12 protein-coding genes are annotated in these 14,299 nt (G+C 73.5%); 2 read left to right on the top strand and 10 right to left on the bottom strand.

All coding sequences use genetic code 11. The annotated features are described in order from the left end of the window. Window positions 1-15: 15 nt before the first annotated feature. The 3 genes from H9641_RS13800 to H9641_RS13790 all read right to left on the bottom strand — a co-directional run bounded on the left by H9641_RS13800 (window position 16) and on the right by H9641_RS13790 (window position 3,226). Complete coding sequence (locus H9641_RS13800) at window positions 16-882, bottom strand: ABC transporter ATP-binding protein (RefSeq protein ID WP_191804719.1); 867 nt, start codon at window positions 880-882, stop codon at window positions 16-18. An 87-nt stretch (window positions 883-969) separates the two neighbouring features. Continuing rightward, entirely contained in the window at window positions 970-1,839 is an 870-nt protein-coding gene (locus H9641_RS13795; protein ID WP_191804716.1) for a universal stress protein, read from the bottom strand. Between the two features lie 100 nt (window positions 1,840-1,939). Next, a complete protein-coding gene (locus H9641_RS13790; RefSeq protein WP_318244588.1) occupies window positions 1,940-3,226 on the bottom strand; it encodes an APC family permease in 1,287 nt (428 codons plus the stop codon). Between the two features lie 329 nt (window positions 3,227-3,555). On the opposite strand from H9641_RS13790, the gene aspS reads away from it, so the two are divergent. Continuing rightward, a complete protein-coding gene (aspS, locus tag H9641_RS13785) occupies window positions 3,556-4,869 on the top strand; it encodes an aspartate--tRNA(Asn) ligase (RefSeq protein WP_191804711.1) in 1,314 nt (437 codons plus the stop codon). 69 nt (window positions 4,870-4,938) lie between these two features. Here the strand turns inward: aspS and H9641_RS13780 are convergent, their stop codons facing one another. The 6 genes from H9641_RS13780 to H9641_RS13755 all read right to left on the bottom strand — a co-directional run bounded on the left by H9641_RS13780 (window position 4,939) and on the right by H9641_RS13755 (window position 11,518). Then, window positions 4,939-6,375: a sodium/solute symporter gene (locus tag H9641_RS13780; RefSeq protein ID WP_225220491.1), complete on the bottom strand. Its 1,437-nt coding sequence runs from the start codon at window positions 6,373-6,375 to the stop codon at window positions 4,939-4,941. Between the two features lie 29 nt (window positions 6,376-6,404). Then, the gene (locus tag H9641_RS13775) at window positions 6,405-6,830 is read right to left on the bottom strand and encodes a heavy metal transporter (RefSeq protein ID WP_191804708.1); all 426 of its coding nucleotides are present in this window, start codon (window positions 6,828-6,830) and stop codon (window positions 6,405-6,407) included. After that, window positions 6,827-7,576 (bottom strand): LytR/AlgR family response regulator transcription factor, encoded by a 750-nt coding sequence (locus tag H9641_RS13770; protein WP_318244598.1) that lies wholly within the window; start codon window positions 7,574-7,576, stop codon window positions 6,827-6,829. The genes H9641_RS13775 and H9641_RS13770 overlap by 4 nt, the downstream gene beginning before the upstream one ends. A gap of 83 nt (window positions 7,577-7,659) precedes the next feature. Further along, window positions 7,660-8,868: a sensor histidine kinase gene (locus H9641_RS13765; protein ID WP_191804705.1), complete on the bottom strand. Its 1,209-nt coding sequence runs from the start codon at window positions 8,866-8,868 to the stop codon at window positions 7,660-7,662. Between the two features lie 156 nt (window positions 8,869-9,024). Continuing rightward, complete coding sequence (locus H9641_RS13760) at window positions 9,025-9,222, bottom strand: YbdD/YjiX family protein (RefSeq protein WP_318244587.1); 198 nt, start codon at window positions 9,220-9,222, stop codon at window positions 9,025-9,027. 10 nt (window positions 9,223-9,232) lie between these two features. After that, window positions 9,233-11,518 (bottom strand): carbon starvation CstA family protein, encoded by a 2,286-nt coding sequence (locus H9641_RS13755; protein ID WP_191804701.1) that lies wholly within the window; start codon window positions 11,516-11,518, stop codon window positions 9,233-9,235. 226 nt (window positions 11,519-11,744) lie between these two features. Between H9641_RS13755 and H9641_RS13750 the strand changes: the two genes are divergently transcribed. Continuing rightward, window positions 11,745-13,349, top strand: coding sequence for an ABC-F family ATP-binding cassette domain-containing protein (locus H9641_RS13750; protein ID WP_191804699.1), 1,605 nt, complete (start codon window positions 11,745-11,747; stop codon window positions 13,347-13,349). Window position 13,350: 1 nt separating this feature from the next. Here H9641_RS13750 and H9641_RS13745 read toward each other — a convergent pair whose 3' ends face one another. Further along, window positions 13,351-14,247 (bottom strand): glycosyltransferase family 2 protein, encoded by an 897-nt coding sequence (locus tag H9641_RS13745; RefSeq protein ID WP_191804697.1) that lies wholly within the window; start codon window positions 14,245-14,247, stop codon window positions 13,351-13,353. Between the last annotated feature and the right edge of the window lie 52 nt (window positions 14,248-14,299).

Here is a 14,299-nt window from a genome sequence, read left to right as displayed (position 1 = left end):
GCGTCGGCCCGGCCGTCAGGGGACGGCGACGAGCCTGCGGGTCGTGTGCCGCCCGACGGGCGCGGTCTGCACCGTGCCGGTCAGCGGGTCGTGCGTGACCTCGATCCGGATGCCGTAGGTCTCGCTCAGGGCGTCGGCCGTCAGGACGTCCGCGGCCTCGCCCGCGGCGCGGACGACGCCGCGCTGGAGCAGGACCACGTGGTCGGCGACCGCGGCCGCCTGGTTGAGGTCGTGCAGCACGACGCCCACGGCCACGCCGTGGTCGTCCGCGAGGTCGCGCACGAGGTCGAGGATCTCGACCTGGTAGCGCAGGTCCAGGTAGGTCGTGGGCTCGTCGAGGAGCAGCACGCCCGTGTCCTGCGCGAGGCACGTCGCGAGCCACACGCGCTGGAGCTCGCCTCCCGACAGCTCGTCGACGCCGCGCCCGGCCATGGCCGCGACGCCCGTGACGTCCATGGCCCACGCGATCGCGCGGGCGCCGTCGGGGTCCGTGGAGCGGAAGCGCGCCCGGTGCGGGTGCCGTCCGTACCCGACGACGTCGCGCACGCTCACGCCGTTGGGCGTGGGCCTGCTCTGCGAGAGCAGCGTGACGCGGCGCGCGAAGTCCTTGGGGTGCAGCGCGAGCGCGTCGGGTACGTCGGGCAGGCTCACGGTCCCGTCGAGCGGCTTGTGCAGCCGGGCGAGCGAGCGCAGGAGCGTCGACTTGCCGCTCCCGTTGGGCCCGATCAGCGCGGTGACCTGTCCGGGGAGCAGACGCAGCGAGGCGTCGTGCACGACGGCGTTCCCGTCGTACCCGAGGCTCAGCCCGGTCCCGGCGAGGGCCGGGAGGGCGGGGTCCTGGGCTGCCGTGGTGTCGTCGGCTCCCGATAAGGTCTGGCTCACGGAGGTGAGCCTAACCAAACATCCCCACCGGGTGAAAGTCTCAGGACCGAACCTGTGGCGGGGATCACGCGACCGTGGACGCCGGGGTCAGCGCACGATCGTCACGGGGCAGTGCGCCTCGCGCACCAGCGCGTGGCTCACCGAACCCAGGACGAGCGCCGCGAACCCACCCCGGCCGCGCGAGCCCACGACGAGCCGCTCGGCCCCCTCCGAGGCCCTGACCAGTGCGGGAGCCGGGTAGGCCTCGACCGTCTCGCCCTCGACGTCGATCCCGTCGAACGCCTCGCGCACCTGGGCGAGCGCCGCGGCGAGCTGCCGCTCGGCGCCCTGCTCGGCGCGCTCGCGCGGGAACTCCGCGGCGACATAGCTCTCGAGGTGGGCCGAGGCCCGCGTCCACCAGGCGACCACGACACGCAGGGACGCCTCGCGCGAGACGGCCACCTCGGCCGCGTGCAGCAGCGCGTCGGTCGAGGCCGCAGACCCGTCGACCCCCACGACGACGGGCAGGTTCACGTCGCGCAGCGCCTCGACGTCGCCGTGCACCACGACGACCGGGCAGTGCGCGTGCGCCGCGACCGCGAGCGCCACCGAACCGCCCAGCTCACCGCGCACCCGACCGTGGTCCCCCGATCCGACGACCACGACCGAGGCGTCGAGCGACGTCCCGACCAGGGCCGCGGCCGGCGTCGCGTACTCGAGCGACGCCTCGACCTCGACGTCCGGCTCGACCTCGAGCGCCTTGCCCCGACCCCGCTCGGCCAGGGCGCGGGCGCCGGCCTGCGCGTTCTCGCCACCGCCCGGCAGGGAGGGTTCGAGGTGGGTGTCGTGCGCGTCACGCGCGAAGACGACGTCGAGCCGCGTGCTGCGCCGTCGGGCTTCACGCGCAGCCCACCGCACCGCGGAGGTCGCCGAGGGCGACCCGTCATACCCGACAACGACCGGTCCGACGCTGGACATACGTCCATGGTCACCCCGCGGGCGCCCCGGCGCCAGGCGCGACGGCCGCGCGCACCGGTGGCCTGGTCCGGCGGCGACGCCCCGGGCGGGCTGCCGCCGGTCACGCCCCCGGCTCTCGGTGGACCGCCGCCCGAGCGACGGCACGTCCGACCAGTCCCCCGACGAGCACCGCCGCCCCCGCGAGCACGGACGCGAGCGGGAGCGAGGCCGCGAGCGTCAGGCAGCCGACGAGCCCCAGGACCTGGAGGGCGCGGGGCCACCGACGGTCGTCGGGCCCCTGCGTGAGGGCCGCCAGGTTGGCGACCGCGTAGTACGTCAGCACCGCGAAGGACGAGAACCCGACGGCCGCGCGGAGGTCTGCCACCAGGACGAGGACGACGAGGACGGTCCCCAGCACGGCCTCGGCCCGCGCCGGCACCCGATGCACCGGGTGCACCGCCGCGAGCGGGCCAGGCAGGTCGCCCTCGCGAGCCATCGCGAGCGTCGTCCGTCCCACCCCGGCGACCAGCCCCAGGAGCGCTCCCCCGCAGGCTGCGGCGGCACCGACCCGCACGACCACGTCCCCTCCGGGCCACCCGGCCGCGCCGACGACGTCGGCGAGCGGCGCCGTCGACCCCGCGAGGCCGTCCGCGCCGAGCGCCCGCAGCGCGCCGAACCCGACCACCGCGTAGACGACCACCACGATCCCGAGCGCGAGCTGGATCGCGCGCGGGATCGTCACGCGCGGGTCGCGCACCTCTTCCCCGAGCGTCGCGACCCGCGCGTACCCGGCGAACGCGAAGAACAGCAGCCCGGCGCTCTGGAGCACGCCGTGCGACCCCTGCGGTGCCCCCACCTCCGACGGGGACTCAGCGACAGGAACCTGCCACGCGACGACGACCACGAGCACCAGCACGAGCACCGTCACGGCGACCAGGACGCGCGTGACCTGGGCCGTGCGGGTCACCCCCCGGGCGTTGACCGCGACCAGCGCCACGACGACGAGCGCGGCCACGGGGCGCTGCGCGCCGGGGGCGGCATAGGCCGCGAAGGTCAGGGCCATGGCCGCGCACGAGGCCGTCTTCCCGACGACGAACGACCACCCCGCGGCGAACCCCCACCACGGTCCCAGGCGTTCACGCCCGTACGCGTAGGCCCCGCCCGACGTCGGGTAGCGGGCCGCGAGCTGCGCGGTGGACGTCGCGTTGGCGTAGGCGACCAGGGCCGCGACCGCGAGCCCCGCGAGCAGCCACCACCCGGCCGCGGCGGCCGCCGGGGCGAAGACCGCGAACACCCCGGCGCCGAGCATCGAGCCGACGCCGATCACGACGCTGTCGGCCAGCCCCAGGCGGCGGGCGAGCGCGGCGGGACGAGGGGGCTGGGCGGGCTCTGCGGGCTGTGCGGTCACGGTGCGACCGTAGCGAGAGCGGGTGAACGGAAGGTGCCGCGCACCGCTGGGTGCATGGTTCCGCTGCTGCTCGCCGAGCATGTCGCAGCCGAACCACGCGCTCGACGTCCGCCCGGAGAATTCCCGCGACGAACGGATGCACCGTGGGTAGGGTCGGAACCGGTGGACGTGAGGCGTGACGACCCTCGGCCCGGCTCTCGCAGCACGGGCGGACGTGCCCCGCGCGTGCGGCGTACCGACGAGAGGTCGGGACCTCCCGGCGAAGGAGTGGTGGCACAGCGACCTAGCCCCCGCCCGCTCCTCCAGGGCCTTCGCCTGCTGGAGGAACCATGAGACCACCCACCCCACCCGTCGCGCTTCCCGGCTCCCGCACCCTCGCCGCCGACCTCTCCTCCGTGCCCCCTGGCACGTCCGTGACGCTCGACGGCTGGGTGCACCGCCGCCGGGAGCTCGCCACGGTCACCTTCCTGGTGCTGCGCGACCGGTCGGGCCTGGCCCAGGTCGTCGTGCGTGCCGGCGACGAGCAGGACGTGCCGCCCGAGGAGACCGTGGTCGAGGTCACGGGCACCGCCACGGCGAACGCCCAGGCGCCCGGCGGGATCGAGGTGACCTCACCGACCCTCGTCCTCCTCACCGACCCCGCGGTGACCCCACCCGTCGAGCTCTGGCGCCCCACGCTCGACGTGGCGCTGCCGACGCTGCTCGACCACGCGGCCGTCGCGTGGCGCCACCCCGCCCAGCGTGCGCGGTGGGAGGTCGCGGCCGCGTCGTTGCGGGGCTTCCGCGAGGTGCTCGACGCGCAGGGGTTCACCGAGGTCCACTCGCCCAAGATCGTCGCGTCGGCGACCGAGTCGGGGGCGAACGTGTTCGCGGTCGACTACTTCGGCGGTCCCGCCTTCCTGGCGCAGAGCCCCCAGCTGTACAAGCAGCAGCTCGTCGGGGTGTTCGAGCGCGTGTACGAGGTGGGACCGGTCTTCCGCGCCGAGCCGCACGACACGGTCCGCCACCTCGCCGAGTACGTCTCGCTCGACGTCGAGCTCGGGTTCGTGCACGACCATCGCGACGTGCTGCGGGTCCTGCGCGACGTCCTGGCGGGCATGGTCGCGGGGGTGCACGAGCTCGCGGCCGGGGCGGTCGCGGCCCAGGGCTTCACCGTCCCGGTCGTGCCCGACGAGATCCCCGTGATCCACTTCGCCGAGGCGCTGGCCCTGGTCGGCGCACCCTCGGACGAGCCCGACCTGGCCCCCGAGCACGAACGCGCCCTGGGGAGGTGGGCGCTCGCCGAGCACGGGAGCGACTTCCTCGCCGTCGAGGGCTATCCGATGGCCAAGCGCCCCTTCTACACGCACCCTCAGCCCGACGACGCGCGGTGGAGCAACAGCTTCGACCTGCTCTTCCGCGGTCTCGAGCTCGTCACGGGCGGTCAGCGGCTGCACCGGCACGCCGACTACGTCGCGGCGATCACGGCCCGCGGCGAGGACCCGGCCGCCTACGCGACCTACCTCGAGGCGTTCGAGCACGGCATGCCGCCGCACGGCGGCTTCGCGATCGGCCTCGAGCGCTGGACGGCTCGCCTGACCGGGGCGACGAACGTCCGGGAGGTCACGCTGCTCCCGCGCGACCTGCACCGGCTCGTGCCGTAGCCCACCGCCCGACGTCGAGTGCATCGTTCGGCCGCGACACGCCCGGCGAGTCGCGGCCGAACCACGCACTCAACGCTCGGGCGCCCGCTCCGGCACGTGCAACCGTCGCAGGAACCGGTCGGTGCGGGGCTGCGGCCCGCGCCGGTCGCGCAGGGACACGACGACGGTCGTGGCGGTCGCGAGCGGGATCGTCCAGGCCGCGGGCTGGGCCAGGAGGCTGCGCGCGAGCCCGTCGCCCGGACCGAGCGCCGAGGTCACGAGCAGCGCACCGGCGCACAGCGCGCTCCCGACGACCATGCCCGCGATCGCGCCGCGCGCGGTGAGCCGACGCCACCACACGCCCAGCAGGATGGTCGGGGACAGCGCCGAGGCCGCGAACACGAACACCGTCCCGACGCTCGTCACGAGCCCCTGCGGGATCGTCACGAGCGCGAACGCGAGCGGCACGAGCGTGCACGCGACCGCGGACCACCGGAACGAGCGGACCGTGCCGCCGAACAGGTCCTGGCTCACGACGCCCGCGAGCGAGACCACGAGCCCGGACGAGGTCCCGAGGAACGCGGCGAACGCCCCCGCGATCACGAGAGCGGAGAGCAGCTCACCGCCCAGGCCGGGCACCAGGCGCGCGGGCAGCACGAGCGCCACCGTGTCGGCGACACCGGGCGCGGCGAGGTCGGGCGCGACGACGCGGGCGACGAGCCCCATGGTGCTCGAGACCATGTAGAAGACGCTGATCATGCCGATCACCACGACCGTGGTCCACCGCGCCGAGACCCCGTCGGGGCTCGTGTAGAAGCGCACGAGGACGTGCGGCAGGCCGATCGTGCCGAGCAGGAGAGCGAGCAGCAGCGAGGCCGTCGTGTAGGTGTCGTAGGAGCGCGGCCCGGCCTCGGGCGGGAAGACCTGGGCCGGGTCGAGCGCCAGGTCCTGCCCGCCGAGGACGACCAGCAGGAAGACCACGGGGATCGCGAGGGCCGTGAGCTTGACCCAGAACTGGAAGGCCTGGACGAACGTGACCGAGCGCATGCCGCCCGCGGCGACCACGGCGCTCACGACCGCGGCAACCCCGACCGACCCGACCCACGGCGGCACGGGGGCCACGGTCGTGATGACGAGCGCGGCCCCGTGGAGCTGCGGGACGACGTACAGCCACCCGATGACGAGCACCAGGACGCTCGTGACGCGCCGGGCGGCGAGCGAGTCGAGCCGCGCCTGGACGAAGTCGGGGATCGTGTAGGCCCCGCTGCGGCGCAGCGGCCCGGCGACGAACAGCAGGACGAGCAGGTAGCCCGCGGCGTACCCGACGGGGAACCAGAAGGCCTCGGCCCCCGAGAGCAGCACGAGCCCGGACAGGCCCAGGAACGTCCCGGCCGACAGGTACTCACCGCTGATGGCCGAGGCGTTCCACACGGGTTGCACGGTGCGCGAGGCGACGAAGAAGTCGCTCGTGGTCCGCGAGATCCGCAGCCCGTAGAACCCGATGAGCCCGGTCGCGAGCAGGAGCATCCCGACGGCGACGAGCGGCAGCGCCGAGGTCACTCGTCCTCCACGAGGGCGCGGAAGCGTCGTTCGTTGCGCGCCGCGGCGAGCGCGAACACGAGCGCGAACGCCGCGATGACGGGGTAGAACCCGTAGGCGTGCAGGAGCCACGGGAGCGGCACGCCCAGCACGTGCACGTCGCCCAGCGTGGGCACGGCGCTCATGGTGACCGTGAGCAGCGTGACGACCGCCAGGAACGACACGACGCACGCGAGCGCGAGCCGCAGCTGTGCCCGCGCGAGGCTGCGGGCGTACACGGCCGCGGGTTCGCTCGCGTCGTCGGGCCCGGAGGCCTGTGCGCCGCGGGGTGCCCCGCTGCCCGACGGCGCCCCCTCCCCTGGTCCCGTCGCGGCGGCCGGGTCGCTCGCCGGGTCGTCCGTCGAGCGGACGACGACCCGCGGCGGCGCCTCGTCGCTGCTCACGGACGTCCCCCGGGGCGGCCCAGGAACGCGTCGCGCACGGCCGGTGCCATGCGTCGGCTCACGGGGACCTCGTGCCCCGCGACGACCACGACGGGGTGCGCGCCGCCCAGGCGGACCGCGGTCACGGCCGAGCGGTCGACGAGGTAGGAGCGGTGCACGCGCAGGAACCCCGCGGGCGCCCACCGTTCCTCGAGGTCGGAGAGGGGCTCGCGCACGAGGTAGCTGTCTGTGCCGGTCACGAGGCGCGAGTAGTCCCCCTGCGCCTGGACCCACCGCACGGCCGAGCGCAGCACGACGCGCGTCGTAGTGCCGACCGTCACGGCGATGGTCTCGTCGGCCGGGGCGCGGTCGTCGGGCACCGCCCGGCCCGCATCGCCCCGCGAGGAGCTTCCCGCCGCGGCGTGCCCCGCGACCGCACGCTCGACCGCCCGTGCCAGGCGCTCGCGCCGCACGGGCTTGAGCACGTAGTCGACGGCCTCGACCTCGAAGGCCTCGATGGCCCGGGCCTCGTCGGCCGTCACGAACACCACGGCGGGCCGGACCGAGAACCGTGACAGCGCGCGGGCGAGGTCGAGCCCCGTGAGGCCGGGCATGTGGATGTCGAGGAACGCGACGTGCACGGGGTGCTCGGACAGCCAGCGCAGAGCCTCGGACCCCGACGCGACGGCGTGCACCGAGCGCACGTGCGGGTCGCGGCGCAGGAGCTGGACCAGCTCGTCGAGCACCGGCCGTTCGTCGTCGGCCACGAGGACGTCGACGCCGTCGGGCCGGACCCCGCCCGGGCTCTCGCCCGGCGCACCGGACCCGGTGGCCCGGGGACCGTCGTCGTTCACGGCCTGCTCACCTCGGTCTCGTGCTGGGGCTGGGACTTGGGGACGCGCATCCGCACGAGGGTACCCGCGCCCTCGTTCGTCTCGATCTCGAGCGCATGCTGGTCGCCGTAGAGCTGGCGCACGCGCGTGTCGACGTTGCGCAGCCCGACGTTGGTCGCGCGCGAGCCCGAGGCGAGCAGGGCCCGCAGCCTCTCGGGCGACATCCCGACGCCGTCGTCCTCGACCGTGATCTCCGTCTGGGTGCCCTCGTCACGCGCGCTGATGACGATCGTGCCCCCGGCCTCGCGGGGCTCGAGGCCGTGCCGGACGGCGTTCTCGACGAGCGGCTGCACGCTGAGGAACGGGATGACGGTCGAGAGCGACTCGGGCGCGATCTGGAGCGTCACGGTGAGCCGGTCGCCGAACCGGGCTCGCTCGAGCTCGACGTAGGAGTGGATGCTGTGCAGCTCGTCGGCGAGCGTCGTGAAGTCGCCGCGACCCCGGAACGAGTACCTCGTGAAGTCCGCGAAGTCGAGCACCAGGTCCCGCGCCCGCTCGGGGTCGGTGCTGATGAACGAGGCGATCGCGCCGAGCGAGTTGTAGATGAAGTGCGGGCTGATCTGGGCGCGCAGGGCGCGCAGCTCGGCCTGGGCCAGCGCGGTGCGCGAGGCCTCGAGCTCGCCGAGCTCGAGCTGGGCCGCGCACCACTGCGCGACCTCGCCCGTGGCGCGCACGAGCGGCGGGCGCACGCGTGTCGCGAACGCGACCACGGCGCCGGCCACGGCTCCCCCGGCGAGCACGGGGGCCCCGACGGCCTCGAGCGGTGCGTCCTGCACGGACGTGCCCGACGACGGCTCGCGGCTCCCGTAGACCTGTCGCCTGCCCGTCCCGACGGTCCGCGCCCCCACCCGCTCGGCCTCGGCCCGGAGGGTGGCCGGGCCGTCGAGCGCCACGACGCCGTCGGCCGTCACGACCGCGAGCGCGTCGCAGCCGAGCAGCGCACGCAGGTGGCGCGCCGCTCGGCCGACGTCGTCGCCCTCGAGGCCGTCCCGCAGGTGCGTGGCCGCGCGCGACGCGAGGTGCAGGGTGCGGAACGTCGCCCGCTCCGAGTCGCTGCCGAGCTCGCGGGTGCCGCGGGCCAGCCGCCAGGCGAGGACCAGCGCACCCGTGAGGAAAACGCCGACGACCAGGCCGACCACGGCACCGGTGAACGCGGGTCCGGACATGTCGAGATCCTCTTCCGGAAGGTCGCAGGGCGAGCGGGCTCGGCGACGACGCCGGGCTCGGGAGGACCCCCCACCGCGGGCGGGGGGCCCCCCCGACGATATCGCCGTCGCGCCTCTTGTCGGGGCGGGACGGTGGCCGTTGCCGCCCGCTCCGGTTCAGCAGCAGCGCGCGCCGGGGTTGCGGTCCTGGTCGTCCATGCGCTGGCGCCAGAACTGGCGCTCGGTCACGACGGCGACGTCGGGCCCGTGCGCGGCACGGCGGTGCTCCACGTAGACCCGGTAGGCGTCGTCGCCCATGAGCTGGCGGACGTACCAGGCCGTGCCCCTCGCCGCGCGGGCGAGCGCGTCGCGCACGGGCCCCACGTCAGTGCCCCGCGCCCGAGGACACGGGCTGCTTCTCGGGCGGGAGCTGGGCCCACTCGGCCTCGATCTCCTTCTCGGTCGCCGTGGTCAGGAGCCCAGCGGGGGCGAAGCGGCGCGAGGCCACGGGCTCGTCCTCGTGGTTCTCCCCGCCGCCCGCCCGCAGCGCCTTGACCGTCGTCACGAGGGCCGCGATCATCACGACGATCGCGAGGACCACGAAGATGATCGACAGCGTGCCCTGGACGAACGTGTTGCGCACGACCGCCTCCATGGCCTCGACCGACTTCGCGGTGCCGAACGACGTCTCGCCCGCGGCGAGGGCCTCCTTGAACGCGTTGTGGTTGGCCCAGTACCCGACCGCCGGGACGGGCGAGAAGATCTTCTCGAACGACGCGGTGATGGTCACGACCGCGGTGAACGCGAGCGGCACCGCGACGATCCAGAGCCAGCGGAAGTACGACCGGCCACGCTTGGCCACGATCGCCAGGACGACCGCGAGCGCGATGGCCGCGAGGAGCTGGTTGGCGATGCCGAACAGCGGGAAGAACGTGTTGATCCCGCCGAGGGGGTCGGTCACGCCGAGGTAGAGGATGCTCCCCCACCCCGCGACCATGACCAGGGTGCAGAACCACACGCCGGGGCGCCACGTGACGTCCCGGAACTTCGGGACGACGTTGCCGAGCGAGTCCTGGAGCATGAAGCGCGCGACGCGCGTGCCCGCGTCGACCGCCGTGAGGATGAACAGCGCCTCGAACATGATCGCGAAGTGGTACCAGAAGCCCATCATCGAGGCGCCGCCGAACAGCTGCTGCATGATGTGCGCGAGGCCCAGCGCCAGGGTCGGGGCGCCACCCGTGCGGGACACGATGGACTCCTCCCCGACGGCCGCCGCGGTCGAGGACAGCATGTCGGGCGTGAGGTTCACCCCTGCCAGGCCGAGCGAGTTGACGAACGCGACCGCGCCCTCGATGGTCCCGCCGGTCGCGGCGGCCGAGGCGTTCATGGCGAAGTAGATGCCGCGGTCGAGCGAGATCGCCGCGACGAGAGCCATGATCGCGACGAACGACTCCATGAGCATGCCGCCGTACCCGATGAAGCGCGTCTGCCGCTCCTTCTCGAGCAGCTTGGGCGTCGTGCCCGAGGCGATGAGCGCGTGGAAGCCCGAGAGCGCGCCGCACGCGATCGTCACGAACAGGAACGGGAAGAGCGACCCGGAGAACACCGGACCGGTCTCGCCGCTCGCGAACTCGCTGACCGCGGGGACCGAGATCTCGGGGCGCACGATCACGATCGCACCCGCGAGCATCACGATCACGCCGACCTTCATGAAGGTCGACAGGTAGTCGCGCGGTGCCAGGAGCAGCCACACGGGCAGGACCGCGGCGATGAAGCCGTAGACGATGATGCCGATCGCGATGGTCGTGCGGTCGAGGTGGAACAGGTCCGCGCCCCACGGGGTGTTCGCGACCCAGCCGCCGCCCACGATCGCGGCCATGAGGAGCACGAAGCCGATGATCGAGACCTCGGTGATGCGCCCGGGGCGCAGGTAGCGCAGGTAGACGCCCATGAACAGGGCGATCGGGATGGTCATCGCGACGCTGAAGACGCCCCAGGGGCTCTCGCCCAGGGAGTTGACGACCACGAGCGCGAGGATCGCGACGATGATCAGCATGATGAGCAGCGACGCGACGATCGCGGCCGTGCCACCGATGCGCCCGAGCTCCTGGCGTGCCATCTGACCGATCGTGCGGCCGCCGCGGCGCATCGAGAAGAACAGGACGACGTAGTCCTGCACGGCTCCGGCGAAGATGACGCCGACGATGATCCAGACCGTGCCGGGCAGGTAGCCCATCTGCGCGGCCAGGACCGGGCCGACCAGCGGGCCGGCGCCCGCGATCGCGGCGAAGTGGTGCCCGAACAGCACGCGGCGGTCGGTCGGGACGTAGTCCTTGCCGTCCGAGCGCACCTCGGCGGGTGTCGCACGCCGGTCGTCGGGGCGCGTGATGTACCGCTCGATGACCTTCGAGTAGAAGCGGTAGCCGATGAGGTAGCTGCACACCGCGGCGAACACGAACCAGATGGCGTTGACGGTCTCGCCGCGCACGAGCGCGAGCATGACCCAGGCCACGCCGCCGAGCAGCGCGGTCCCCGTCCACAGCGCGATCTTCTGCCAGGTCCAGCGAGGCTTGAGCGCGGACTCCGGGACCGCGGTCGGCGGGAGCGTCGGGTCGGGCGAGAGCCCGTCGTCCGGGACGGCCTCCGCGGTCGATCGGATGTCTGTGGTCATCGGTTCTCTCTCCCTCAGGTCGCGTCGTTGCGTCCGACCGGGAAAGGCTAGGGACACCGCAGGTCCGTGATCCACGTCACGTCGACGGGCGGTCGAGGTGTGCGACGAGCGGTAGCCGGCCTGCGACGAACGGTCGCCATCCGGCAGCCCGCAAGGGTGCGGACAGCCCGCCCGCGTAGTGTTCGGGGTCGTGCCGACGTCCGGCACGGTGCCCGAGAGGACCCCTGTGAGCCTGATCCGCCTGAACGCCGTGAGCATGCAGTTCGACGACAAGGTCGTGCTGCGCGACGCCTACCTCAAGCTCCGCGAGGGCGAGCGCGTCGGGCTCGTGGGTCGCAACGGCACGGGCAAGACGACGTTCCTCGAGCTGATCCTGGGGCGCAAGGAGCCCACGGCCGGGACGGTCGACGTCAACCTCGGGGTCACGATCGGGTACTTCTCGCAGTTCTCGGAGCTCGCGGGCCACCGCAGCGCGGCCGAGGAGCTCAGCGCGTTGTTCGCCGACGTCCACGCGACGCAGGAACGCCTGGACGCGATCGGCGAGCGTCTCGCCGAGCCCGACCTGATGGACGACGGCGGCGACGAGATGACCCGCCTCCTGACCGAGCAGGCCGACCTGTTCGAGCGCATGGACGCGATCGACGGGTGGTCGTACGAGAACACGATCGACACGGTCCTCACGCGCCTCGGGTTCGACGCCGAGCGGCGCGACCTGCCCGTCGACCAGCTCTCGGGCGGCTGGCGCAACCGCGCGGCGCTCGCACGGATCCTCGTGCAGCGCCCCGACGTGCTGCTCCTCGACGAGCCCACCAACTTCCTCGACCTCGACGGCGTGCGCTGGATCGAGAACTGGCTCCAGACCTACCCGGGCGCGGTGCTCGTGGTCTCTCACGACCGTCAGTTCCTCGACGGGGCCGTCAACCGGATCGTCGAGATCGAGAACCGTCGCCTGCACGAGTACGAGGGTGGGTACTCCGACTACGTGCACGCCAAGCAGTCGCGCCTCAAGACCATCGAGCGGCAGTTCGCGCACGAGGAGGAGCTGCTCGCGTACGAGGTCGAGGCCAGCGACGCCCGCAAGCAGGCCGCGAAGGACAAGAGCCGCGGCCTCAAGCGCAAGCTCGCCGACATCAAGAAGCGCCAGGCCCCGCGCCCGGTCGACCAGATCATCACCACGATCTACGCGGACCTCCACGTGAGCGACCGCCTGGTCGAGGTCGAAGGACTGACCAAGGGGTTCGGGGGCGCTCCGCTGTTCAGCGACCTGACCTTCTCGCTGCACCGCGGGGACCGCGTGGCCGTCGTCGGCGCGAACGGGTCCGGCAAGTCGACGCTCCTCGACGTGCTCACCGAGGTCACCCCGCCCGACGCCGGGCAGATCACCTGGAAGAAGAACTCGACGTTCGTCTCCTACAACCAGGTCGTGGCCGACCTCGACCTGGACGACACGGTCGCCCACGCCGTCAGCGCGGCGCCCGGCACGCTCGCCTACTCGGCGACCAAGAAGAACGTCAACCGGTTCCTGACCATGCTGCAGTTCTCCGAGATGGAGCTCAAGCAGAAGATCGGCACGCTCTCGGGCGGCCAGCGCGCCCGCGTCGCGATCGCGCAGTGCCTGCTGTCGGGCGCCTCGGTGATCGTGCTCGACGAGCCGACCAACCACCTCGACCTCACGAGCGCCCAGGTCATGGAGCGCGCGCTCGCGCACTTCCCCGGCGCCGTGGTCGTCGTGAGCCACGACCGCTACTTCATCGACAAGGTCGCCGACCGCCTCCTGACGTTCGACGGTGCGGGCGGCGTCGTCGAGACGGCCGCGAGCGGCGCGCTCTGACTCAGGGCTCCGGGAGGACGGCGGCACGGGCCGTCTGCGCACCGGCGCCCTCGGCGCGGGCCGTCGCGATCCGCACGACCGCGGCCATGCCGCCGTCGCCGTAGGTGGCGTCGCCGACCGGGACCTCCGGGTGGTCGAGCACCAGACGCTCCCAGGCGTCGAGCCGCGCGATCGACGCCGCTTCCTGGGCCAGGAGCACCGCACGCAGGTGCTCCTCGAACAGGGGGCGGTGCCGGTCGACCAGGTGACCGTAGAGCGCGACCCGCTTGTCCATGCTGCGCACGTTGGCCGAGGTCGGGGACGTGCGGTACTCGACGAGCGGCTCGGGCACGATCTCGATCCGAGCGCCCGCCGCGAGCAGCGCGAGGAAGAAGTCCCAGTCCTCGAAGCCGTCCCGCATGCGCTCGTCGTAGCCTCCGGCCGCGCGCCAGCGGTCGCGTCGCAGCATCACGGTGGCCGGCGAGGCGTTGCGGTGGAGGAAGTCGACCGCCGCTCCCCCGGCGGGGCGGGCGATCGCGTGGGCGACGCCGTGCATGCGCAGCCAGGACGAGGCGCCGACGACGTCGGCGTCCTCCTCGAGGAGGGCCGCGGTCCGCTCGACGAAGGTCTCGGCGAGGCGGTCGTCGCCGTCCAGCACGACCGCGAGCTCGGTGGTCAGCAAGGACAGCCCGGCGTTGCGGGCCGCGCTCACACCCGCGTTCTCCTGGCGCAGGACCTGCACCAGGCCGTCGGCACGGAGCACGTCGAGAACCTCGAGCGACCATGCGTCCGTCGACCCGTCGTCGACCACGACGACCTGGTCCGGGGCCCGGGTCTGCCTCAGCACCGACTCGACGGCCTCTCGCACCAGGTCTCCCTGGTCGAACCCGGTCACGACCACGCCCACGGAAGCTCGCACGCCACGATGCTAGCGACCTCCCGGCGGGCCGATCACCGTGCCCCCGGACAGC

Origin of the sequence: Oerskovia merdavium (genome assembly GCF_014836755.1) — a bacterium.
GTDB lineage: Bacteria > Actinomycetota > Actinomycetes > Actinomycetales > Cellulomonadaceae > Oerskovia > Oerskovia merdavium.
The sequence above is the reverse complement of the archived record's forward strand: the minus strand, read 5'-3'. Positions and strand labels throughout refer to the sequence as shown.